The following is a 21,901-nucleotide window of genomic DNA, read 5'->3' on the forward strand; positions in this document are numbered from 1 at the left end:
TCATGCCTGCAGTCGCCAAACACCGCCGCACCCGCCGCAACCCCGTCTCCCGTGGATGGGCGCTGGTCGGGACGGGTGGGGCCGCCATCGCCCTGCCCCTGATCGCCCCCGCGGGAGCCAGTGCCGCGCCCGTCTCGGCAGCACCGGAAATCGCCGTGCGCGCCGTCGCCGCCCCCGCCGCTCCGGCCGCCCTCGCGGCACCGGCCAAGGCTCCGGCAGCCCCCGCCACCGCACGCACCTACACCGTCGTCGGTGGCGACTCGCTTTCCCTGATCGCCAAGAAGAAGGGAATTCAGGGCGGCTGGAAGGACCTTTACCGGGCCAACAGGGCGACTGTGGGTGACAATCCGTCACTTATTCATCCGGGACTTGAACTGACGATTCGTCGGGATTCCGCGAAGGCCGCCCCCGCGCAGGCGAAGAAGTCCTCCGCGACCACCGAGCGGGCGAGTCGCTCCGAGCGCCGGGCCGCCCCCGCCCCCGTCACCGCCGCCGTCGCCACCGGCACGGGCGCCTCCGCCACCCAGGCCCTGCCCGTCGCCGCTCCGGCCGCCGTCCAGGCCGCCCCTGCCGCGGCCACCCGGTACGCCGACAACCTCGACGGCTGGATCCGGGAGTCGCTGGACATCATGGCCCAGCACGGCATCCCCGGCTCGTACGACGGCATCCTCCGCAATGTGATGCGCGAGTCCTCGGGCAACCCCCAGGCCATCAACCTCTGGGACTCCAACGCGTCGGCCGGCACGCCCTCCAAGGGTCTGCTCCAGGTCATCGAGCCGACCTTCCAGGCCTACCACGTGCCCGGTACGGCCCTGGACCTGTTCGACCCGGTCGCCAACATCACCGCCGCCTGCAACTACGCGGCCGACCGCTACGGCTCCATCGACAACGTCAACGGCGCCTACTGATCCCGGAAGTGCCCGGTGAACCAGGAGGTGGCGAGCTCCGCCACCTCCTCCAGGGCGCCCGGCTCCTCGAACAGATGGGTGGCGCCCTCCACGACCTCGAGCCTGCTCTCGCAGCGCAGCAGCGACCGCGCCCGCCGGTTGAGGTCGAGGACCAGCGCGTCCCTGCCTCCGACCACGAGCAGCGTCGGCGCGCGGACCCGCGCCAGGTGGTCGGCCGCGAGGTCCGGCCGGCCGCCACGCGAGACGACCGCGGCCACCTGCGAGGACGGATCGCCCGCCGCCCACAGCGCGGCGGCCGCTCCCGTACTGGCCCCGAAGTACCCGAGCGGCAGGCCGTCGCTGACCGGCTCCCCGGCCAGCCATTCCGTGGCTCCGGCGAGCCGGCCGGCGAGCAGCGGGGTGTCGAAGACATGGGCCCGGTCGACCGCCTCGGCCTCGGTCAGCAGGTCGAACAGGAGCGTGCCGAGGCCCGCCCGGTTGAGCGCGGCGGCGACGGCACGGTTGCGTGGACTGTGCCGGCCGCTGCCGCTGCCGTGGGCGAACAGGACGATGCCGGTGGCGCCTTCGGGCACCGCGAGCCGCCCGGCGAGGGTGACCCCGGGGAGCGGGACGCGGACGTCCGCGTCCTGGACGACCGGGTCGTGCGCGGCGCGGATCCGGTCGAGACAGGCGACCACCTCGGCGTCGGGGGTCTGGGAGAAGTCCTGATAGAACTGGCCGATAGCGTAGAACGGTTCCGGCGTACGGACGCTCACCGTCTCGTCGGCCTCGCCGCCGAGACGGGCCGTCCAGCCGTGCGGTGCGACCGGGACAGCGAGCACGATCCGGGCGGCGCCCCTGGCCCGTACCACCCGGCAGGCCGCGAGGGCGGTGGCGCCGGTGGCGAGCCCGTCGTCGACGATCAGGACCGTGCGCCCCTCCAGGGGCACGGCCGGTCTGCTCCCCCGGTAGCGGCGACCGCGCTGCTCCAGTTCGAGCTGCTCGCGCTCCTCCACGGCGGCGAGTTCGCGCTCGTCGACCCCGGCCTCCCGCAGCACCCGTTCGTTGAGCACCCGTACGCCGCCCTCGCCGAGCGCGCCCATCGCCAGCTCCGGCTGCCGGGGCACGCCCAGCTTGCGTACGAGACAGATGTCCAGCGGTGCGCCGAGGGCGTCGGCGACCTCCGCGGCCACCGGCACTCCCCCGCGCGGAAGACCGAGCACCACGACGTCGTCGCCCTTGAACCGGTCGAGGCGGGCCGCGAGCCGGCGTCCCGCGTCCGTGCGATCGCTGAAGAACATCCTCGGCCGCCCTTCCGTCACGCGGCTCCGGGCAACGGGGCGAAACGGTCCGTCCGTCCCCTGCCCGTGTCTCCAGGGTAGACGCGTCGGCGCCGGGGTCACCCCCGGACGACGGCGACCGGGCACTCCGCGTGGTGCAGCAGGGCCTGGCTGACCGAGCCGAGCAGCAGCCCGGCGAATCCGCCGCGCCCCCGGGCGCCCGTCACCACGAGCTGGGCGTCGGCGCTCTCCGCGAGCAGGACCGGGCGGGTCCTGCCCCGTACGAGGCGCCGCTCGACCGGGAGGCCGGGCCGCCGGGCCACCGCCGCCGCGAGCGCCCCGTCGAGGACGCGCCCCTCCTCGCCCCGGATCTCCTCCGTGCCGTGGAAGAGCGGGGTGAGGTCGGCGGGGCCGGTCGTCGGGGTCCAGGCGTGCACCGCGAGCAGTTCGGCGCCCCGGGCCGCGGCCTCGGCGAAGGCGAACTCGACGGCCGCGTCGGAGTCGGCGGAACCGTCGACGGCGAGCAGGACGGGCCCGCTCGGCCGCTCGCGGCCCCGGACCACCAGCACGGGGCAGGCGGCGTGGGCCGCGAGATGGACCGCGACCGAGCCGACGAGGAGGCCCGTGAACGCGCCCGCGCCCCGGCTGCCGACCACCGCGAGCGCGGCCGAGCGGGACCGGGTGGCCAGCACGGTGAGGGGTTCCCCCTCGATGACCTCCCCCGTGACGTCGACCTCCGGTGCGCAGGCCCGGGCGCGGGCGACGGCCGTGTCGACGATGTCCTGGGCCTGCTGCCGGAGACCGCCGCCGGGCGGACCGTACGCCGAGGGGCCGAGGGGAACGTGGAGCAGGGGCCATACGAAGGCATGGACGACGCTCAGGGCCGCTCCGTGCGACCGGGCTTCCTGTGCGGCGGTCTCCACCGCGCGCAGCGCGGACTCGGAGCCGTCGACCCCGACGAGCACATGACCGCGCGCTCCGTCCCGGCCGTCACCGCCCGGCGCGTCCCCGCCCGGTCCGTGCGCGCCCCGTGTCCGCCCGCCGTGCCCCTGACCGCCCTGCTCCTGCTCGCCGTGCCCGTGACCGGTCCGCTCCGTCATCGGTCTCCCGCCCTTCCGTCCTTCCGGCCGGTGCGCTCGCGCACCCTTCATCCGTCGGGTGCCCGGCGGCCGGGCCGTCACCCGGGACTTCGGTCCCTGGTGACGGCGCGAAAGGTCCCTTCTTCGCCGGTCAGGCGGCGAGGAAGGCCTCGATGGCTCCGGCCAGGGCCTCGGGGGTCTCCTCGGGGGCGTAGTGGCCGGCGTCCTTGAGCACTTCGAGGCGCGCGTTGGGGTACCAGCGCAGCCAGGTCGACTCCATCGCCTCGCTGCCGAGGGCGGGGTCGTGGGCCCCGACGACGAGCAGCACCGGGGTGGGGTTGTCGCGGACCCGCTCGTGGAAGTCGGTGCGGGACCAGGAGTCGAGGTAGCTGCGGAAGGCCGTGGCGGAGGAGCGGCCGACGGAGCGCTCCACGAGGGCGTCCAGCCAGACGTCGTCGTAGCGGTTGCCGGTGGTGTTGTCGATGATGGCCCGCCGGTTGGCCGGTTCCGCGGCGGCGCCCGCGAAGAGTTCCCAGGTCTCCCCGTCCAGCGGGAAGCCCGCGGCGGAGACGGGCGAGACGCCGATGATCGAGCGGACCCGGTCGGGGGCGTCCAGGAGCATCAGCTGGGCCGCCTTGCCGCCCATCGAGTGCCCGATCACGGAGAAGGTGTCCCAGCCGAGGTCGTCGGCGACCGCGAGGGCGTCGGCCGCGACCTCCTCCATGGTGAAGGCGCCGCTGCGGTCGAGGGCCTCGCCGTAGCCGCGGCAGTCGACGAAGGCGTACGAGCCGGTGGTCCCGTCCAGATGGTCCCGCAGCGGGGCGAAGCTGGTCCGGTCGCCGAACCAGTTGTGCAGGAAGAGCGCCCGCGCGGGGCCCCCGCCGTGTACGTCGTACGGAAGAACCCGGTCCGTCATCGTGCCCCCTGGTCGCGAGGTGGTTCCGGCGCCGCGCCTCCGGCGGCGGCCGACCACCGAGTGTGACGGGACGGGCGCGTGCGGTCAACCTCCCCGGGGGGCGTGCGGGCGGGACCGGGCGCATCCTGGCTGTGTGACCTCGCACGGCACGTCCGGCACCGGCCCGGCGGACGGCACCGGGCGTCCGTCCGGGAACGAAGCCGCTGACGGGCCGGCTTCCGGCGCTCTGACCTGGGCCCTCGCCGAGACGGCGCTGCGGACCGTCGAGGAGGTCGGCGGATACGCGGGCGCGGTGTACCTGCGCTCGGGAACTCCGGGGCTACTGCGGCTCGCAGTGCTGGTGGGGTTGCCGGGGCCCATGTTCCGGCCGTGGTGGCGGATGCACGAGAACCGGCCGTTGCCGGTGGCCGAGGTGCATCGCTCGGGCCAGGCCGTCCACCTCCCCGACGTCGAGGAGGCCATGCGCCGGTTCCCCCAGCTGGTGGCGAGTCTGCCGTTCCCCTTCGCCTCGCTGTACGCGCCGGTCGTCGCGGGCCGTGAACGTTTCGGGGTGCTCGTGGCGCTGCGGGCACCGACCCCGGGGATACCGGTCGACACACGGGACCGCCGCCGCATGACGCGCGAGGCACTCCGACTCGGTGGCGCCCTGGCCGACCTGACCCGCCGGGGGACGCCGGTCGAATGGCCGGGCGATCCGGTGTGCGTCCAGCTGTCCACGGCGGGCGCGCCCCCGGTCCGGTTCGGCACCTTCGACTGGGACCTGGACACGGGCACGGTGACCATGGACGCCGGTCTCCTGGACATCCTCGGCGCGGAGGTGACCTCGCCCTGTTCGATCGAGGTGCTGACGTCCCTGCTCGAGCCGGAGGACGGATACGCGCTGTGGGCGGCGGCCCGGCAGGCCACGGATCCGGGCGGGCGGCCGGTGGTGCGCCGGATACGCCTGAAGGGGCCGGACGGGGGGCTGCACCTCCTGGAGGTGTCCACGAGGGCGCGCAGGAGCCCGGCGGGGGCGGAGGGCGCGGGGCGGCCCGACGCGTTCGGCCGGTACGGCGCGCCGCCGGGGATCGGTACCTCCGACGGGTTCGCCGCGTCCACCGCCGGCGTGCGCCTCACCTGCACCCTCGTCGACCTCGGCACCGGTCTGGTCGGCTCCGACGCCACCGACCGGCTGCCCCGGGCGATCCTCGCGATCGACCGCCTGGGCCGCGTCACCTACGTCAACGAGCGCACCGAGCGGCTGCTCGGCCGGCCACGCGGGGCGCTCGCGGGGCGACCGCTGTGGGAGGCGCTGCCCTGGTTCGGTCTCCCCTTCCACGAGGAGCAGCTGCGCGCCGCGCTCCTCTCCGGCGAGCCGGTGCGGTTCCTGGCCCGCCCCGAGCAGGGCCGGTGGCTTTCGGTGTCGCTGCATCCGGGGCGGGACGGGGTGACCATGGTGCTGGTCCCCGAGGACGGTCCGACGGCGCGACCGCGGGGCCCCGGGGCACCGGGGCGGCCGGCGTCGCGTCCGGACGCCTCGGAGGGCCGGATCACCGAGCTGTACCGGCCGGTGGCCCTGGCCATCGCGCTCTCCGAGGCGGTGACGGCGCGCCAGGTGTCCTCGGTGGTGACGGAGGAGTTGCTGCCGGCGTTCGGCGGGCGGCAGCTGGCCATCTACCTGCTCAGCGACCGGCGACTGTACCTGGCCTGGGAGACGGGCTTCCCGCCGGGATTCCTCGAACCCTTCGACGGGGTGGCCCTGGACTCCCGGGTGCCGGGGGTGGAGACGCTGACGACGGGCCGGCCGCTGTTCTTCGAGTCGATGGAGCAGCTGGGCCGGGCGTATCCGGACCTCCCGCTGGACGCGCACTCGGGGGCGCGGGCGTTCCTGCCGCTGATCGCCTCGGGCCGGCCGGTGGGCTCCTGCATCCTGGGCTTCGACCGTCCGCGCGGGTTCAGCGCGGAGGAGCGGACCGTGCTGACGGCGCTCGCGGGCCTGATCGCGCAGGCCCTGGAGCGCGCGCAGCGGTACGAGACGGAGTCGGCGGTGGCGCGGGGCCTCCAGGACGCGCTGCTGCCGCATCGGCTGCCGGTGCGCGACGGCGTGGACACGGTGGGCCGCTATCTGCCGGGGACGGCGGGCATGGACGTCGGCGGGGACTGGTACGACGTGATCGAGACGGGGCCGAAGCGCCTCGCGCTGGTGATCGGCGACGTGCAGGGGCACGGGGTGGCTGCCGCGGCCACGATGGGTCAGCTGCGGAGCGCCGTACGGGCCTTCGCGCTGGCCGGGCACCGGCCGCAGGACGTGATGCGGGGCACCAACCGGCTGCTCATCGACCTGGATCCGGGGCAGTTCGCCAGCTGCTGCTATGTGTTGCTCGACCCGGAGACGGGGGAACTGCGGGCGGTACGGGCCGGTCATCCGCCGCCGCTGCTGATGCGCCCCGACGGGACGACGGAGCGGGTGGAGCTCGCGGGCGGGATGGTACTCGGGATCGACGGCCGTGCCTCGTATCCGGTGACGCGGCTGCGGCTGGCTCCGGGCGCGGTGCTCGCGCTGTTCACTGACGGTCTGGTGGAAAAGCCGGGCGAGGACATCGACGACGGGATCGAGGCCCTGCGGCAGGCCCTCGCCGCGACCGCTTCGCTGCCGCTTGCGGAGGCCGCCGACCGGTTGACCCGGGAGGCCCGGGAGGCCACGGCCCGCCCGGACGACATCGCGCTGCTGCTCGCGGCACGCTGGCCGTAGTCCGTGCCCGGAGAGTTCCGCCGGGCCCGATCGGCGTGGCACCCCGCCGGGGCCGTACCCGGAAGGCCCCGCCCGGCCGGATCGGCGGGGCACCCGCCGGGCCGTGTCCGGCGCGGCCCGGTCCGGTCGGGGGTCACCCGGTCGGACCTGTGGCGCTGGTCGGCCGCCGCGGGCGCGGGGAGGCTGGGGGTGCCGCGCCGATCCGGCCGGTCGAGCCAGGGCGTCAGCCCGAGGAGGACACGTGCAGCAGGACAAGCAGCCCGAGTACGGCCCGGTGGTCTTCCGTGACCGCACGGCCGGGTACGCCTTTCTGACCCGGTCCACCGCGACCAGCGAGCGGACCATCGACTGGGACGACGGCAGGACGTACCCGGTGATCGATGTCGAGATCTCCTCCGAGAGCCACCCGTTCTACACGGGCAAGGCCCGGACGGTGGACTCTGAGGGCCGGATCGCGAAGTTCGAGCGGCGGTACGGCGAGGGCGAGGGCGCATCCGGGGCGAGCTGAGGAGCCCGGGGAAACTGGCCGGAAGATGGCCAGTTCGCCTTCCAGGATGAGGTCACGAAGACGGCGGGGCGTTCGCGCTCCGCCGGGGACTCCCTGGAGGGAAGAACTGTGATCGTGGTGACCGGAGCGACCGGAAACGTCGGACGACCGCTGGTGGAGCTGCTGGCCGCGGCCGGCGAGGAGGTCACGGCGGTGAGCCGTCGGCCGGCCGAGGGCCTGCCCGCGGGGGTGGCGCACCGGCGGGGTGATCTGGCCGAGGTGGACGGTCTCGGCGGCCTCTTCGAGGGGGCGGAGGCGGTGTACCTGCTGGTCGCCGGGCTGGGGGACGAGCTGAGGCCGCGCGAGATCGTGGCCGCGGCGGTGGCCGCCGGGGTGCGGCGGATCGTGCTCCAGTCCTCGCAGCTGGTGGGCACGCGGACGGACTCCGTATCGCACGCGATTCTCCGTACGTTCGAGGAGGCGGTACGGGAGTCGGGGCTCGACTGGACGGTGCTGCGTCCCGGGGGTTTCGCGTCCAACGCGTTCTTCTGGGCCCCTCAGGTGCGTGCCGACCGTGCGGTGGCGGCGCCGTTCGCCGATGTGGCACTGCCGCTGGTGGATCCGGCGGACATCGCGGGGGTCGCGGCGGAGGCGCTGCGCGGTCCGGGGCACGCGGGGCGCACCTATGTGCTGACCGGCCCGGTGGCGGTGACGGCGCGCGAGCAGGTGCGGGCGCTCGCGGGGGCGCTCGGCGAAGCGGTGGAGTTCGCGCCGCTGAGCGCGGCCGAGGCCAGGTCCCGGCTGACGCGGTTCCTGCCGGAGGACGCCGTCGACGGGATGCTGTCGGTGATGGGCGAGCCCCGTCCGGAGGAGCAGCGGGTGAGCCCGGACGTGGAGCGGGTGCTCGGGCGGGGTCCGAGTCCGTTCTCGGCGTGGGCGGAGCGGAACGCGCCCGCCTTCGCCTGAGGAACCTGCCCCGGAGCCGGCGGAGGCGGGGACGCGTGTCGCACGGACGGCGTCCCCGCCCCGGCCGGGTGGGTTCGAGGGAGGACGCGCGGCGCCCCCACTCGGCTCCGGAAGGCGATCAGGCCTTGGCGATGCCGGAGTCGGAGACCTTGATGGTGGCGCTGGTGGCGCCGGAGCGGGAGCCGAGGCCCTCGATCTTCTTGACCAGGTCCTGGCCCTCGACGACCTCGCCGAAGACGACGTGCTTGCCGTCGAGCCAGTCGGTGACGATCGTGGTGATGAAGAACTGCGAGCCGTTGCTGTTCGGGCCGGCGTTGGCCATCGAGAGCAGGAACGGGCGGTCGTGCTTCAGCTTGAAGTTCTCGTCCGCGAACTTCTCGCCGTAGATGCTCTTGCCACCGGTGCCGTTGCCCCGGGTGAAGTCGCCGCCCTGCAGCATGAACTGCGGGATGACGCGGTGGAACGGGGAGCCGGCGTAACCGAAGCCGTGCTCGCCGGTGGCGAGCTCACGGAAGTTCCGGGCCGTCTCGGGGACGACGTCGTCGAACAGCTTGAAGGTGATGCGGCCCGCGGGCTCGTCGTTGATGGTGATGTCGAAGTAAACGTTCTCGCTCATGGGGACATCCTGTCATTACTCGCCCACGGCGCGCGCACGGGCCGCCTCCTCCCGTGTCACGGCGCGCCGGTGCCCCGCGGCCCGTCGGGGGCGCGGGGCACCGGTGGCGGCACGGTCGCCGACGTCAGAGCACTCCGCCGGTCCCCGGGTCCTGGAGGGCGCTCTCGGCGCCCTCGACGGTCTGGTGGAGCACGGGCCCGACGCCGTCCTCCTGGAGGAGGCCGGTGGCGCCGCCCAGCGGGCTCTCGACGGCGTTCGCGTGCGGCGGCGGGGTGATGAGGGCGGTGACGACGCCTGCGGCGAGGGAGGCGATGGCGAGCATGCTGCGCTTCTTCATGACCGGGTCAACTGCTGAACGGCCGAGGAGTTACGGCCGTCTCCGGATCCAGACGAGGATCAGCAGCGAGGCGACCGCCGCGAGGGCGCACCAGGTGGAGAGGAAGGCCGTGCGCCAGAGGAGGGCGCAGACGGCCGCCCCCACCCCGGTGACCAGCCCGAGGAGCCTCAGGAGCCGGTCGCGGGCGAGGAGGAGGGCGCCGACGGTGGCGAGGAGGTAGGCGGCGAGGACGAGGGGCGCGTACGGCACGCCCACGGCGTAGCCGACGGTGCGGCCTCGGATCTCGGCCTCGACGGTGCGGGTGGCGAGGGCGTACGCGAGGAGGCCGGCGGTCGCGGTTCCGGCGGCGAGCGGGACGAGGAGGCGCGGCCGGTCGGCGGGGCGGGCGGCGGTCAGGACGCCGAGCGGTACCCACAGGGGCAGCAGCGGGAGGGCGATCACGGCCCAGGCGAGGGTGGCGGGTCCCGGTCCGCCGCCGGCGTGCCGGACGGCGGCCTCGACGACCTGGTGGGCGCCGAGGAGCAGGGGCAGGGCGGCGAGCGGCGCGTCCCCGGGGCGCCGTACGGAGGCGAGGGAGGCCACGCCGACGGCGCCGATGCCGAGGCCCGCCCAGAGGTCGACCGTCGCACTCCAGCACATAGCGCCCTTCTATCCCATATCGAATGGAACCGTATGGTCGTGGCGGATGTCCCGAAGTCTCCGGGCCCGGGGAGCGTCCGTACGGAAGGACGGTCCCCGGGCCCGCGCCTCCGGTGCTCAGTCCCCCTCGGGACCGCTCTCCAGGTACACCGGTGTGCCCGTCCTGCGGGCCCGGTCGATGCCCGCGAGCCGGGCGAACTCCCGCGGCTCCATCTCCCGCTCCCACTCGTCGAGGGTGCGCAGGCTGTACTCGCTGTGCTCCTCCGGGTCAAGCACGACGCCGGCGATCTGCTCGTCCGTCAGCTCACCGCCGTCGAAGACGAAGCCGATGTGGTTGGCCGGCCACTCCTCACCGCGGTCGACGACGAAGTGGGTGCCGAGGAGGCGGGGTTCGCCGGTGAAGGTGATCCCGGTCTCCTCGTGGCACTCGCGTACGGCCGTCTCCCAGGGAGTCTCCCCCGGGTCCATGTTGCCGCCGGGCCACTGCCACGGCTCGGTGCGGTAGGTGGCGCGCAGCTGGAAGGGGCGGCCTCCGGTGTCGGTGAAGTAGAGGCAGGCGTAAGCCGTCGCTCTCGGCAGGGTCGCGACGTACTCGACGGGCGGCAGCCAGATGTTCGCCATGGGCGGCTCTCTTTCGACGGGCCGATGGGATCACCACCCATCCAAGCGGTCGCGGGCCCGGCGCCCGGCCGCTCGCGGGTGTATCACCGGATCGTGTGATCACCACCGCCCCTGGTGGCAGCCCGCGCCTGCCGGGAGGTCAGGCGATGGAGACCGGCCCCGCCTCGTACGCGATGATCACCAGCCGCACCCGGTCGCGAGCCTCCGGTTCGGCGAGGAGACGGGTCACACAGGTCTTCGCGGTGGCGACGCCGATGTGGTCGCGGCCGCTTCGTTCTGGCTGTCGCAGGCCGTCCTCTCGGTGCGGGACGCGGGGCTGTCGATCACGCATCCGGGGGCGCTGCGGCTCATGGTGGCGTCCGCGCTGCTCGCGCCGGTGGGCGCGGTGACGGGGATGGCGCTCGGCGCGCAGCTGCGGCGCAGCGCGGTCTCGGTCGTGGGGTCGGTGCTGCTGCTGTTGTTCGTGCCGATGGTGCTCGGCGAGCGGCGTCACCTGACCGCGGTGCTCGCGCACACGACACCGCTGAAGGCCTGGCAGCGGCTCGCGGCACCGGGGACGTTCGAGCAGCCGTACCCGTGGACGGTGGGGGGGGCGCGTGGCTGGTGTACGCGCTGTGGGCGGTCGGCGCGGCGGTGGTGACGGTGCTGGTGGTGCGGCGCCGGGACCAGTGAGGTCCGCTACTCGGCGGCCGGGCCGCTCCCGCCGAGCCGCCGCTCGATGAGGACCTCGTGGACGAGGCGCCCGGCCAGGGCGCCTCCGTACACGACGAAGCCGACGCCGACGAGCCAGGACTGGAGGACGAGCACGGTGCCGAACTGGCCGTACGTCACCGCGTTGGAGGCGATGAGCGGCGAGAAGACGAGCTGGGAGAAGATCCGCAACCCCAGCAGTCCGAGTGCGGTGAGGACGGCTCCTGGGGCGAGGGCGCGCCAGCGGATGCGGCCGCAGAGCAGGAAGCGCTGCGACCACCAGAAGAAGACGAAGGTGCCGGCCAGGTCGGCGAGGGCGACCAGGGCGGTGATCGCGGCCGGGGACTCGGCGGGTGCCGGGGTGGCGACGAAGAGGAGGAGGCAGGCGACGAGGACGGCGAGCCAGACGACGTGCCGCCACATGGTGTGCCAGCGGGCGGTGGGGAGGTCCCAGGCCCGCTCGTACCCGGTCTGTACGGCGGATCCGAAGGTGACGCCGAAGGCGGCGAGGGCGGCGAGACCGAAGGCGGTGGTGCGTTGCAGGGCCGCTCCCGGCTGGCCGAAGAGCCGCTCGATCTGCTCCTGCGAGACCTCCGAGACGCCGAGGCCCTGGACGAGCCAGCGGGCGAAGCCCTGGCCCCTGGCGAGGTCGGCCGCGGCGACCACGATGAGGAGCGGGACGAGGGTGAGCAGGCTGAGCGCGGCGAAGCCCATGGCGCGGTGCATGAGTTCCATGGCTCGGCCGCGGTTCCAGGCGAGCCCGAGGGGCGAGGCGCTGACGCGGGTGTACAGGCGCTGGAACCAGTGGCCGTTGTCGGTGGGGGCACCGTCGTGCGGCGGACCTGGTGTGGAGGGCATGCCTCGTTCGGTACCCGGCCGGGCGGCGGGACATCTCCCGGTGCGGCCGAACGGGTGCAGGGCGGGCGTGCGTCAGGCGTCGAGCGGGCGGGCGCCGGGGCCGGGGCGGACGGTGACGTCGCGGACGGTGAGGGTGGCCCGTTCCTCGCCCTCGCACTGGACGACGACGCGGACGGCGGCGTCGCAGTCGGTGTGCCGGATGTCGAGGACGGGCCCCTCGGGCTCCCCGGCGTGGGTGTCGCCCCACTGTTTGAGGGCGAGCAGTACGGGCCAGAGGTCGATGCCCTTGGGGGTGAGCCGGTACTCGTACCGGGTGCGGGCGCCGGGTTCGCGGTAGGGCTCGGCGCGCAGGACCTCCGCGGTGACGAGCTTGCGGAGCCGGTCGGCGAGGACGGCCTCGGAGAGCCCGAGGTGCCGGCGGAACTCGTCGTAGCGGCGCACTCCGTTGAAGGCGTCCCGCAGGATCAGCAGGGTCCACTTCTCGCCCACGAGGTCCAGGGTGCGCCGGACCGGGCAGTTCTCCGTGTCGGTCTCCAGCCACTTCATCGTCACACTCTAGCCACCTGACTCTGTCGTTGACAGTCAGCTGGCACCGCAGCTAGCTTCGCGGTACAGAGCCAGCTGGGAGCCAGCGGGCCACGGCGGGCGGAGAACGGTCATGGCGCGGACGCGTACGGTCGAGTGGGAGGACGCCGGCGCCACCGCGCGCGCCGCGGCGACGATGGCGGGCCTCGACTTCCTGCGGGAGATCGTGGCGGGACGCCTGCCCGGACCCCCGATCGCCTCGCTCCTCGGCTTCAGCCTGGAGGAGGTCGAGGACGGGCGGGCCGTGTTCGTCCTGGAGCCGGGCGAGGAGCACTACAACCTCATCGGCAGCGTGCACGGCGGGGTCTACGCGACCCTGCTCGACTCGGCGACCGGCTGCGCGGTGCACTCCACGCTCCCGCAGGGGACGGCGTACACCTCGCTCGACCTGTCGACCCGCTTCCTTCGGCCGCTCACCACCGCCACCGGCAAGGTCCGTGCCATCGGCACGGTGATCTCGCGGGGCCGCAGGACCGCGCTGGCCGAGGCGGGGCTCTACGACGCGGAGGACCGCCTGCTCGGGCACGCGACGAGCACGTGCATGCTCTTCCCCGTCCCGGCGGAGGGTGCCGAGGGCACGCGCGCGTAGCCACGCACGAGGGAAGCGTCGCACGCGCGCGTGGCCGCGCCTCGCCCGGGTACGCGCGCGTGAAGCCGGATGCCCGCGGGGGCTCCGCTCAGCGGTGTCCGGGGACCGGCCGGATGCGGGTGCAGCCGTCCGGGGCGACGTCGGGGACGCCGTTGGCCTGGAGGGCGGCGCTCACCAGGGTGGCGAGCAGGTCGATGTCCGATCCCATGTCCAGACGGACCGTCACCCATCCGGAACCGGCGCGGAGCCGTACCGCGCTCGATCCGAGGAGCGCGTGGCGCAGTTTGGCGACCATGGCGCGGGTGAGGTGGACGTCGGCCTCGTGCTCGCCGTGGAAATGCACGATCTCCTGCGTCGCGGTACCCAGTCCGAGCGCGGCGCCGCAATGGGCGCGGGCGGGGGTCAGCGAGGGCCAGCTCATCAGACGTTCACTGGCATGCCTGGCCGTGTTCATACGAGGAGCGTGACGGTCCCCGGGGCCGCGCACAAGCGTCCTGCGGGAAGAATCCCGCCCAGGCGGGAATCCCGTCGTACCCGGGGGTGGTGTGACCGTGCGTCACGTCCGTCCGTGGGGCGGAAGTGACCCCGTGTCACTGGGGTGCACGCGCGCGGATGCGGGCCGCGAGCACGGCCACGTCGTCCTCCGCCGTGTGCGCGTCCAGCCTCCGCAGGACCTCCTCGACGACCTCGCGCGGACCGGAACCGGCGGGGAGCCGGAGCGCGGCGAGCCGGGCGAGCGACACGTCGATGTCCTCGCCCCGGCGTTCGACGAGGCCGTCGGTGAAGATCAGCAGGGTCGCGCCGGGGGCGAGCGGGCGCGTCGTCGGCTCGTACCCGCCGACGCCGGTGCCGAGGGGCGGGCCCACCGGGAGATCGACGAGCTCGGCCGAGCCGTCCGCGCCGAACACGGCGGGCGGCAGGTGCCCGGCGTTCGCGAAGGTCGCCGCGCCGCGGGCCGGGTCGACCCGGACGAGCAGGCAGGTGGCGGGACGGCGGGCGTCGTCCTCGGCGACCACCGAGTCGAGGTGGCGCAGCACCCGGTGCGGCGGCAGGTCGGTGGCGGCGACCTCGCGCAGGGCCGCGCGGTAGGCGTTCATGTCGACGGCGGCGTCCAGGCCGTGCCCCATCACGTCGCCGACGACGAGCAGGCTGCGGCCGAAGTGGAGCCGTACCGTCTCGAACCAGTCCCCGCCCACGAGGGTGCGGTGCCCGGCGGGCAGGTAGCCGCCCGCGATCTCCAGGTTCGGGTGCGGCCGGCCGGGCTCGGCGACCAGGGCGCGCTGGAGGTGCAGCGCGGTGTCCTCGGTGGCCGCGAGCCGCCGCGCGTGCCCGAGGTGCCGGGCGGCGAGCCGGGCGGCGTGCCGGAGCAGCGCCACTTCGTCGGCGGGGAAGGGCCCGCCGGCGGTACGTGCGACGGTGACGGTCCCGAGGGGCGCCTCGTCGTGCACGGCGAGGGGAACGGCGAGGCGGTGGGCACCGGCGCCGATCGAGGCGGGCGCGGAGGGGAGGCCGGAGCCGGGCGGGCCGTAGCCGGGCGGGTGGAGACCGTGCGGGGCGGGGCCGGGTCGGAGCGGGCCGTACTGGGCGGAGCCGGGCGGGATGGGGCCGGGGGCGCCGGAGCCGGACGGGCCGGAGCCGGGCCGGCGTGGGTTCCGCGTGGCCGTCCGGGCCCTCGTCCGCGCGCCGTCCGGCTGTGACTGCGGCTGTTCTGCCGCCAGGTCGACCGTCACCGAGGCACGCAGGTGCTCGGTGGCGAAGCGCACGAGTTCCCGGCACGTGGTCGTCTCGTCGAGCGTCGTGCCTATCTCGCCGGTCGCCTGCTCCATGGCCCGCACCCTGGTCACGAGCGCCTGGACCCGTTCCGTGTCCCGTTCCGCCACGACACCTCCACCGCCGCGCGTGTGGCGCACCCGGTCCCCCCATTGCACCAGCGGGTGGCGCCCCGCGCGCGTCACGGACCTTGCGCGGAGCGGTTGTGCGGCGGTGCGTGATCTGATCGAGTACGACAGAGGCTACTGGTCAGTACGCGATTTCGCTCCCCGGGGGGACAGCCCATGACGACCGGATTCTTCAGCTCCGTCGACGATGTCGCCGACAAGCTCGCGACGACCGGCTATCTGGCGTCGCCGGCGGTCGCCACCACCGTGTTCCTCGCCGACCGGCTCGGCAAGCCGCTGCTCGTCGAGGGTCCGGCCGGCGTCGGCAAGACGGAGCTGGCCAAGGCGGTCACCGAGGTCATGGGCGCCCGCCTGGTCCGGTTGCAGTGCTACGAGGGCGTCGACGAGTCCCGCGCGCTGTACGAGTGGAACCACGCCAAGCAGCTGCTGCGGATAACGGCCGGCCGGGGCGAGTCCTGGGACGAGGCGCGGACGGACATCTTCGGCGAGGAGTTCCTGCTCCCCCGGCCGCTGCTCACCGCGATCCGCTCGGACGAGCCGACGGTGCTGCTCATCGACGAGACCGACAAGGCCGACGTCGAGGTGGAGGGCCTGCTCCTCGAGGTCCTGAGCGACTTCCAGATCACCGTTCCCGAGCTGGGCACGATCACCGCCACGCGGCGCCCGTTCACCGTGCTGACCTCGAACGCGAGCCGCGAGCTGTCCGAGGCCCTGCGCCGGCGCTGTCTGTTCCTGCACATCGGTTTCCCCGAGGAGGAGCTGGAGCGCCGGATCGTCGGCCTCAAGGTCCCCGGGCTCGACGCCGCGCTCGCCGCGTCCGTGGTACGGGTCGTGGGGGCGCTGCGGGCGATGGACCTGCGGAAGGTGCCGTCGGTCTCGGAGACCATCGACTGGGCCCGTACCCTGCTCGCGCTCGGCGCGGACCGCCTGGACGAGCGGGTCGTACGGGAGACCCTGGGCGTCCTGTTGAAGCACCAGGAGGACATCGTGAAGGCGGCGGCCAAGCTCGACCTGGACGCGGTGTGAGCCCGGCGGATCCGTCCACGGCCCCGGCCGGCCCGTCCACCGCCTCCGCGGCCCATCGGCTGACCGGGCTGGTGGCGGCGCTCCGCGCGCACGGGTTCGGGATCGGGACCGGCGAGACCGTGGACGCGGGCCGGGCGCTCGAAGCGGTCGGTTTCACGGACCGGGAACGGGTGCGGGAGGCCCTGGCGGCGACGCTGCTCCACGGGGAACGCCAGCGGGCGGTGTTCGACCAGGTCTTCGACCTGTACTTCCCGCTCGGGCACACCGGGACGGCGGAGTCGTACGAGAACACCCCGGCGGACCTCGCGGCGCTGCGCGAGCGGCTCACCGAGGCCCTCGGCGCCGCCGACGGCGCCGCGCTCGACCGGCTGGCGGCCGAGGCGGTGAGCGGCTTCGGCGGCTTCGGCTCGGCGCCCGGTTCGGACGGCTGGTCCTCGTACCAGACGCTCGCGCGGCTGCGCCCCGAGACGCTGCTCGCCCGGGTGCGGGAGCGGGTCGGAGCGGTGCGCGGCGCGGAGGAAGCCGAGTTCACCGAGCGGCTGCTCGACGACGAGATCCGGCGCCGCATCGAGGCGTTCCGCGAGCGGGTGCGGACCGAGGCCCGGCGGCGCGTCGCCGAGCGGCAGGGCCGCGACCGGGTCGCCCGCCGCGCGGTGGCGGGCACGGCGGACGGTGTGGACTTCCTGCTCGCCGGGCGGGCCCAGCTGGACGAGTTGCGGCGTACGGTACGGCCGCTGGCGCGGAAGCTGGCCACCCGGCTCGCGGCCCGGCGGCGCAGGGCGGCGCGCGGGGAGATCGATCTGCGGCGGACGCTGCGGGCCTCGCTGTCGACCGGGGGCGTGCCGGTGCGTCCGGTGCTCCGGCGGCGGCGCCCCCGGCGGCCCGAGCTGGTGCTGTTGTGCGACGTGTCGGGGTCGGTGGCGGGCTTCGCGCAGTTCACGATGCTGCTGGTGCAGGCCCTGCACGACCAGTTCAGCCGGGTGCGGGTGTTCGCCTTCGTCAACCGGGTGGACGAGGTGACCGGGCTGATCGCACGGGACGCGGAGGACCCGGCGGGGCTCGGCGACCGCATCCTCGCGGAGGCCGAGCTGACCGGGTGGCACGGGCAGAGCGACTACGGGACCGCCCTCGGGGAGTTCGCCGACCGGTACGCGGAGGCGATCGGTCCGCGCACGGTCGTCTTCGTCCTGGGGGACGCCCGCACCAACGGCTCCGACCCGAACCTGGCGGCGTTGAAGCGGATCGCTGACCGGGCCCGCAGGGTCCACTGGCTCAACCCCGAGCAGCCGTCGCTGTGGGGCACGGGCGACTCGGTGGCCCCGGCGTACGCCGGTCTGGTCGAGATGCGCCCGTGCCGCGACGCCCGCCAGCTGGGGGCGCTGATCGGCCGGCTGCTGCCGGTGTGAGGCGGCGACCCCGGCCGCTCGGGCCGCGGCGGCGGGCACGTACGCGCGGCGGAAGCCCCGCCTCCGCGAGAAAGCGGGCCCTGAGCCCCGCCTCCGCGAGAAAGCGGGCCGGGAGCCCCGGACCGTGGCACGATCGCCCCATGGCCAACGAGTCCGACCGCCCCGAGACCGAGTTCCCCCGTGCCATCGGCGCGCCCGCCACCCGCGCGCTCGCCGCCGCCGGCTACACCCGGCTCGACCAGCTCGCGGGGGTGCCCGCGGCCGAGCTCGGCGCCCTGCACGGGGTGGGCCCGAAGGCGCTGCGCGTGCTCGGCGAGACGCTCGCCGAGCGGGGCCTCTCGCTGGGATGAGCCCAGGTCCCGGTTGTACGGCGGGCGGGCCCGCGAACTAGCGTGACCTCCATGGAACTCTTGGGAGAGATCGCCGTCGGCCGTCCGCTGCTCGTCCTCGCCGTGAAGGAGGAGGCGCATTACCTGGACACGGACCTGCCGGTACTGCTGACCGGCATGGGCAAGGTGAACGCGGCGACCGCGCTCGCGACCGTCCTCGCGCGCGGCCCCCGGCCGTCCGGGATCGTGAACCTGGGGACGGCCGGGGCGCTGCGGCCGGGCTGGACCGGGACCCATGTCGTCGGCACCGTCGTGCAGCACGACCTCGACGGCGAGCTGCTCGCCACGCTGACAGGGGAGACGTACGGGGCGCCGCTGACGCTTCCGGACGGCGGCGACGTGGTGCTGGCCACCGGCGACGCGTTCATCTCGGACGAGGCCGCCCGCGCCCGGCTCGCGGAGCGGGCCCCGCTGGTCGACATGGAGGGGTACGCGCTCGCCGCCGCCGCCGGGCTCGCCGGGGTGCCGCTGCGCATCGTGAAGCACGTCAGCGACGAGGCCGGGGACGGGGCCGCGCGCAGCTGGCGCGAATCGGTCGCCGAGTGCGCGCGGGCCCTCGCCGACTGGGCGGAGGCGAACACCCCGTACCACTCCTGAGCGGACGGCCCCGGATGGGGGCCCGCTCCCCGAGGTCAGCCCAGCGGCAGTTCCAGGAAGGACGGCTCGCCCGCCGGGGAGCCCACGACGGTCTGCGTCCAGGTGACGGAGGCGTCGCCGTACAGCGGGTCCTTGCTGTCGACGACCAGCATCAGCCGGTGGCCGGAGGGGATGTCGTACGCGGCGGCCTGGAGCCGCCAGGTGACGGTGGTGTCCTGGTCGGGGGTCAGGCCGTAGACGTTGAGCGGTTCGTGGCTGATGATCCGGGCCGTGTCGTCCTCGGCGACGTCCAGGAGGTGGGCGTAGAGGCTGGCGGAGGTCGCGGTGGAGCGGACCGTGAGGCGCAGTCGCGGGATGCCCCGGACGCGGCGGCCGGCCGTCTCCTCCCCACCGGACGGCAGCAGCTGTTCGGTGGTCCACGCGAGCGCGTGCCTGCGGTCGATCTTGCGGGTGTCGTAGATCTTGGGGTTGCCGGCCCACTCCGCCCGGCCGGTCTTCATGATGGCGTCCATGGCGGTGGCCTCGGTGTCCACGCCCGCGAGGAACGCGCGCCGCCAGCCGGTCCCCTCGGTCTCGGGCGCTCCCCCGCCGACGGGGAGGAGGAGGCCGTCGGCGCCGCCCGCACCGTCGCCGGTGAGTCCGAAGACCTCGGTGGCGCGGGTGACCTCGCTCCAGTCGGAGCGGAGCTCGCGGCGGGCGGGCGTGACGATCCGGTTCTCGCCGGTCGGCTCGCCGGTGCCGGGGGCCAGGGCGGGTTCCGTCGTGTACGTGAACATCACCTGGTTGCAGACCTTCGGCCAGTCCGCCACTCCGTTGGGCTCGCCCTTGAGGTGGTGGTCGAGCCAGGCGTACGCCTCCGCCATGGCGAGGTTGACTCGCCGGGGGCGGCGGGCGGGCCGATGAGCGCGGGGCCCTCCGGGGCGGCGTGGTCGCCGATCCACATGTTGAGCCGCTTGGGCACCTCCAGGCCGTTGAAGGTCTCCAGGACCTGGTTGACCGCGAAGAGGCTCTCGTGCCAGGTGTTGGAGAAGAAGGTCGGCGTGCCCTTGTCGTTGGTCAGTTCGAGGTACGACTCGGGGGCGCGCAGCCGGCCCCAGTCGACGACGTCCTCCAGGTTCCGGTCGGCCTGGAAGTCGGCGAGGATCCGCTGGTTCTCCTCATCGAACTTGGACTCCACCGGCCCGCCGGTGAGGGCGAGGAGGGCCTTCACCGCGGCGAGGTGACGGGTGTCGTGGTCGTACAGGCTGGTCGCGAGGTTGCCCCAGGTGCTGAGCGCGACGACGGCGGCGACCCGGTCGTCGTGGGCGGCGACGAGCTGGCTGATGCCGGAGCCGTAGGACTCCCCCATGAAACCGACGGCGCTCGGGGCGAAGTGGTCGACGGCGAAGTCGATGACGGCGGAGCCGTCGGCCCAGTCGTGGGGTCCGGCGACGTCGACGAAGCCGCTGGAGGTCGAGGGCAGGCCGGGGACGCCGAGTCCTCGGGGCGTGTAGGCGAGGACGTGGTAGCCCTTGTGAGCGAGGACGAGGTACGACCAGAGGAACAGCGGCCAGCCGAACGGGGTCCAGCCGGCCGGGACGACGACGAGCGGGTGCGGGCCGGGGCCGAGCTGCCGGAGGCTGAAGGCGGAGAGCCTGACGTCCTGCGTGGCGCCCTCGATGCGGTGGTACGCGGGCACGGCGAGGCCGCGCACCTCCCTGACACAGGCGGCGAGTTCGGCGGGGAGCAGCTCCCCCGCGCCGCCGGTTCCCTCGCCGCCGTCGGCTGCGCCGCTTCCTTCGCCGCCGTCGGCCGTGCCGCCGAGGAGCACGTTGGCGAGGGTCTGGCCGAGCCGGACGGCGCCGGGGTCCACCGTTCCGTCGGCGGCCCAGAGGCCGCGTCCGGTGATCCGCGAGGTCTCGGCGGCGGTCAGCCCCGCCGTGACGTCCGGGAAGCCGGGGAAGTGTTCGGACGAGCCGGTGGTGAAGGGGTTCTCCTGGGGCACGTGCACCCGTTCCTCTCGACTGGACTGGTCACTGTCCGCGATGCGAGCGATGGCAAGCCTCACCTAATGTGGGGCGGAGCGGCCAGAGCGCACGAACGGCGCATGTGTCACGCAACCGGTCGGGAACGACACAAGACGCCCCGAACTCGATGTTTGGGGACGCCACCGAAAGGCCAAGGTCACCCGGATCGGGTCGAGGCGGAGCCGACCGCGGCGTACTCGGGCGGGTACACCACGACCAGCGCGGCGATGTCGTCGTCGAGGCCGCCGGAGCCGTAGCGGGTGAGGTCCTTGTGCAGGATGTCCGGCAGGTCCCGGGCCGGTTCCCGGGCCCACCCGCGCAGCCGCGGTTCGAGCGGGTAGAAGGTGCCGGTCCGGTCGCGGGTCTCGCTGACGCCGTCGGTGTAGAGCAGCATCCGGTCCCCGGGGCCGAACGGCACCTCCTCGATGCGGTGCCGGGAGTCGGCGAGGCCGGCGAGGTTCACGGGCAGTGAGGGATCGGCGAAGCGCACGGGCTCGACCCGCGCGCCGCGCTGGACGAGGGGCGCCGGGTGGCCGCAGCTGAGCAGCCGGGCGATGTCCCCGTCGTCGGGGAGCTCCATGAGGACGACGGTGGCGAAGCGTTCGGCGGCGTCGGAGTCCGGGTCCCAGGCCCCGTACCGGGCGAGGCCCTCGTCGAGCCGGTCAGCGAGGACCGCCAGGTCGGGGGCGTCGTAGACGGCGGCGCGGAAGGAGCCGAGGAGGGCGGAGGCGGTCTCCACGGCGCCCAGGCCCTTGCCCTGGACGTCGCCGAGCATGATCCGGACCGCGCCGGGGACCCGTACGGCCTCGTAGAAGTCGCCGCCGATCCGCGCCTTCGCGGCGGCCGCCACGTACAGCAGGTGCAGGTCGTAGCGGCCGAGGTGCGCGGGGAGGGGGCGCAGGACGACCCGCTGCACCACCTCGGCGACGGCGGTGAGCTCCCGCAGGTCCTGTTCGTAGCGGATGCGGACGCGGCTGACCCAGGCCGCCGCGGCGGTGACGGCGACGATCACGGCCTCGCTGGCGACGAGTTCGGGGACGAGCTGTTCGCCCCGGATGACGCCGAGCAACAGCCGGGTGGCCATGGCGAGCAGGCCGATGCCGATGGTCCCGCGCACGCTCCAGGTGACGGCGGCGAGCGCGGGGGCGGCGACGAGGAGTCGGTCGAAGCGCTCCTGGTCGGGGGTGACCACGTCCGCGAGGAACGCCAGGACCAGGACCAGGAAGGGCAGCGCGCGACCGAGGTTGAGCTGGGTGCGCGCCGCTGTGCCGGGACGGCCCCGGTGACCTGCGGGCATT

At 74.4% G+C, this 21,901-nt stretch carries 24 protein-coding genes; 10 read left to right on the forward strand and 14 right to left on the reverse strand.

Annotated elements, in window-relative coordinates; translation table 11 throughout:
• The first annotated feature begins 2 nt into the window (after positions 1–2).
• A complete protein-coding gene (locus tag V4Y03_RS00295; RefSeq protein ID WP_332433463.1) occupies positions 3–908 on the forward strand; it encodes a LysM peptidoglycan-binding domain-containing protein in 906 nt (301 codons plus the stop codon).
• Here the strand turns inward: V4Y03_RS00295 and V4Y03_RS00300 are convergent.
• From V4Y03_RS00300 to V4Y03_RS00310, 3 genes are all read right to left on the reverse strand, one after another.
• Complete coding sequence (locus V4Y03_RS00300; RefSeq protein ID WP_317877842.1) at positions 902–2,188, reverse strand: alpha/beta family hydrolase; 1,287 nt, start codon at positions 2,186–2,188, stop codon at positions 902–904. The two genes, V4Y03_RS00295 and V4Y03_RS00300, sit on opposite strands and share 7 nt — an antisense overlap.
• A gap of 98 nt (positions 2,189–2,286) precedes the next feature.
• Positions 2,287–3,267, reverse strand: coding sequence for a universal stress protein (locus V4Y03_RS00305; protein ID WP_332433464.1), 981 nt, complete (start codon positions 3,265–3,267; stop codon positions 2,287–2,289).
• 130 nt (positions 3,268–3,397) lie between these two features.
• The gene (locus V4Y03_RS00310) at positions 3,398–4,162 is read right to left on the reverse strand and encodes an alpha/beta fold hydrolase (protein ID WP_317877844.1); all 765 of its coding nucleotides are present in this window, start codon (positions 4,160–4,162) and stop codon (positions 3,398–3,400) included.
• 133 nt (positions 4,163–4,295) lie between these two features.
• On the opposite strand from V4Y03_RS00310, the gene V4Y03_RS00315 reads away from it, so the two are divergent.
• The 3 genes from V4Y03_RS00315 to V4Y03_RS00325 all read left to right on the forward strand — a co-directional run bounded on the left by V4Y03_RS00315 (position 4,296) and on the right by V4Y03_RS00325 (position 8,346).
• Positions 4,296–6,893, forward strand: a complete 2,598-nt coding sequence (locus V4Y03_RS00315) for a SpoIIE family protein phosphatase (protein ID WP_332433465.1) — start codon at positions 4,296–4,298, stop codon at positions 6,891–6,893.
• A 241-nt stretch (positions 6,894–7,134) separates the two neighbouring features.
• On the forward strand, positions 7,135–7,401 hold the full coding sequence (locus V4Y03_RS00320) for a type B 50S ribosomal protein L31 (RefSeq protein ID WP_317877437.1): 267 nt from the start codon (positions 7,135–7,137) through the stop codon (positions 7,399–7,401).
• 108 nt (positions 7,402–7,509) lie between these two features.
• Positions 7,510–8,346, forward strand: a complete 837-nt coding sequence (locus V4Y03_RS00325; RefSeq protein ID WP_332433466.1) for an SDR family oxidoreductase — start codon at positions 7,510–7,512, stop codon at positions 8,344–8,346.
• A gap of 118 nt (positions 8,347–8,464) precedes the next feature.
• On the opposite strand, the gene V4Y03_RS00330 is transcribed toward V4Y03_RS00325, so the two are convergent.
• The 4 genes from V4Y03_RS00330 to V4Y03_RS00345 all read right to left on the reverse strand — a co-directional run bounded on the left by V4Y03_RS00330 (position 8,465) and on the right by V4Y03_RS00345 (position 10,559).
• Complete coding sequence (locus tag V4Y03_RS00330) at positions 8,465–8,962, reverse strand: peptidylprolyl isomerase (protein WP_317877439.1); 498 nt, start codon at positions 8,960–8,962, stop codon at positions 8,465–8,467.
• Between the two features lie 124 nt (positions 8,963–9,086).
• Positions 9,087–9,299 (reverse strand): hypothetical protein, encoded by a 213-nt coding sequence (locus tag V4Y03_RS00335; RefSeq protein ID WP_317877440.1) that lies wholly within the window; start codon positions 9,297–9,299, stop codon positions 9,087–9,089.
• A gap of 30 nt (positions 9,300–9,329) precedes the next feature.
• Complete coding sequence (locus tag V4Y03_RS00340; protein WP_317877441.1) at positions 9,330–9,938, reverse strand: DUF6629 family protein; 609 nt, start codon at positions 9,936–9,938, stop codon at positions 9,330–9,332.
• A 117-nt stretch (positions 9,939–10,055) separates the two neighbouring features.
• Positions 10,056–10,559, reverse strand: coding sequence for an NUDIX hydrolase (locus tag V4Y03_RS00345; RefSeq protein WP_317877442.1), 504 nt, complete (start codon positions 10,557–10,559; stop codon positions 10,056–10,058).
• Positions 10,560–10,815: 256 nt separating this feature from the next.
• Here V4Y03_RS00345 and V4Y03_RS00350 point away from each other — a divergent pair, with 256 nt between their 5' ends.
• A complete protein-coding gene (locus V4Y03_RS00350; protein ID WP_332433467.1) occupies positions 10,816–11,199 on the forward strand; it encodes a hypothetical protein in 384 nt (127 codons plus the stop codon).
• Positions 11,200–11,237: 38 nt separating this feature from the next.
• Here V4Y03_RS00350 and V4Y03_RS00355 read toward each other — a convergent pair whose 3' ends face one another.
• Positions 11,238–12,107 carry a YhjD/YihY/BrkB family envelope integrity protein gene (locus V4Y03_RS00355; RefSeq protein ID WP_317877443.1) on the reverse strand — a complete coding sequence of 290 codons (870 nt, stop codon included), beginning with the start codon at positions 12,105–12,107 and terminating at the stop codon, positions 11,238–11,240.
• Between the two features lie 72 nt (positions 12,108–12,179).
• Positions 12,180–12,653, reverse strand: a complete 474-nt coding sequence (locus V4Y03_RS00360; RefSeq protein WP_317877444.1) for a winged helix-turn-helix transcriptional regulator — start codon at positions 12,651–12,653, stop codon at positions 12,180–12,182.
• Positions 12,654–12,765: 112 nt separating this feature from the next.
• On the opposite strand from V4Y03_RS00360, the gene V4Y03_RS00365 reads away from it, so the two are divergent.
• Complete coding sequence (locus V4Y03_RS00365; RefSeq protein WP_332433468.1) at positions 12,766–13,281, forward strand: PaaI family thioesterase; 516 nt, start codon at positions 12,766–12,768, stop codon at positions 13,279–13,281.
• Between the two features lie 88 nt (positions 13,282–13,369).
• Here V4Y03_RS00365 and V4Y03_RS00370 read toward each other — a convergent pair whose 3' ends face one another.
• Positions 13,370–13,735, reverse strand: a complete 366-nt coding sequence (locus V4Y03_RS00370) for a luciferase domain-containing protein (protein WP_332433469.1) — start codon at positions 13,733–13,735, stop codon at positions 13,370–13,372.
• A 136-nt stretch (positions 13,736–13,871) separates the two neighbouring features.
• Positions 13,872–15,107 (reverse strand): PP2C family protein-serine/threonine phosphatase, encoded by a 1,236-nt coding sequence (locus tag V4Y03_RS00375; protein WP_443079851.1) that lies wholly within the window; start codon positions 15,105–15,107, stop codon positions 13,872–13,874.
• 228 nt (positions 15,108–15,335) lie between these two features.
• Between V4Y03_RS00375 and V4Y03_RS00380 the strand changes: the two genes are divergently transcribed.
• The 4 genes from V4Y03_RS00380 to V4Y03_RS00395 all read left to right on the forward strand — a co-directional run bounded on the left by V4Y03_RS00380 (position 15,336) and on the right by V4Y03_RS00395 (position 18,597).
• Positions 15,336–16,205 (forward strand): AAA family ATPase, encoded by an 870-nt coding sequence (locus tag V4Y03_RS00380; protein ID WP_332433471.1) that lies wholly within the window; start codon positions 15,336–15,338, stop codon positions 16,203–16,205.
• A complete protein-coding gene (locus V4Y03_RS00385; protein ID WP_332433472.1) occupies positions 16,202–17,611 on the forward strand; it encodes a VWA domain-containing protein in 1,410 nt (469 codons plus the stop codon). The genes V4Y03_RS00380 and V4Y03_RS00385 overlap by 4 nt, the downstream gene beginning before the upstream one ends.
• Positions 17,612–17,751: 140 nt before the next feature.
• A complete protein-coding gene (locus V4Y03_RS00390) occupies positions 17,752–17,961 on the forward strand; it encodes a DNA-binding protein (RefSeq protein ID WP_317878034.1) in 210 nt (69 codons plus the stop codon).
• 51 nt (positions 17,962–18,012) lie between these two features.
• Entirely contained in the window at positions 18,013–18,597 is a 585-nt protein-coding gene (locus tag V4Y03_RS00395) for a nucleosidase (protein WP_332433473.1), read from the forward strand.
• 35 nt (positions 18,598–18,632) lie between these two features.
• Here V4Y03_RS00395 and V4Y03_RS00400 read toward each other — a convergent pair whose 3' ends face one another.
• From V4Y03_RS00400 to V4Y03_RS00410, 3 genes are all read right to left on the reverse strand, one after another.
• A complete protein-coding gene (locus V4Y03_RS00400) occupies positions 18,633–19,460 on the reverse strand; it encodes a CocE/NonD family hydrolase C-terminal non-catalytic domain-containing protein (RefSeq protein ID WP_332433474.1) in 828 nt (275 codons plus the stop codon).
• Entirely contained in the window at positions 19,373–20,581 is a 1,209-nt protein-coding gene (locus tag V4Y03_RS00405; RefSeq protein WP_332433475.1) for an alpha/beta hydrolase family protein, read from the reverse strand. Before V4Y03_RS00405 ends, V4Y03_RS00400 begins: the two co-directional genes overlap by 88 nt.
• 179 nt (positions 20,582–20,760) lie before the next feature.
• On the reverse strand, positions 20,761–21,900 hold the full coding sequence (locus tag V4Y03_RS00410; protein WP_317878037.1) for a PP2C family protein-serine/threonine phosphatase: 1,140 nt from the start codon (positions 21,898–21,900) through the stop codon (positions 20,761–20,763).
• Position 21,901: the final 1 nt, after the last annotated feature.

The sequence above is a fragment of the Streptomyces sp. P9-A4 genome, from assembly GCF_036634195.1.
GTDB lineage: Bacteria > Actinomycetota > Actinomycetes > Streptomycetales > Streptomycetaceae > Streptomyces.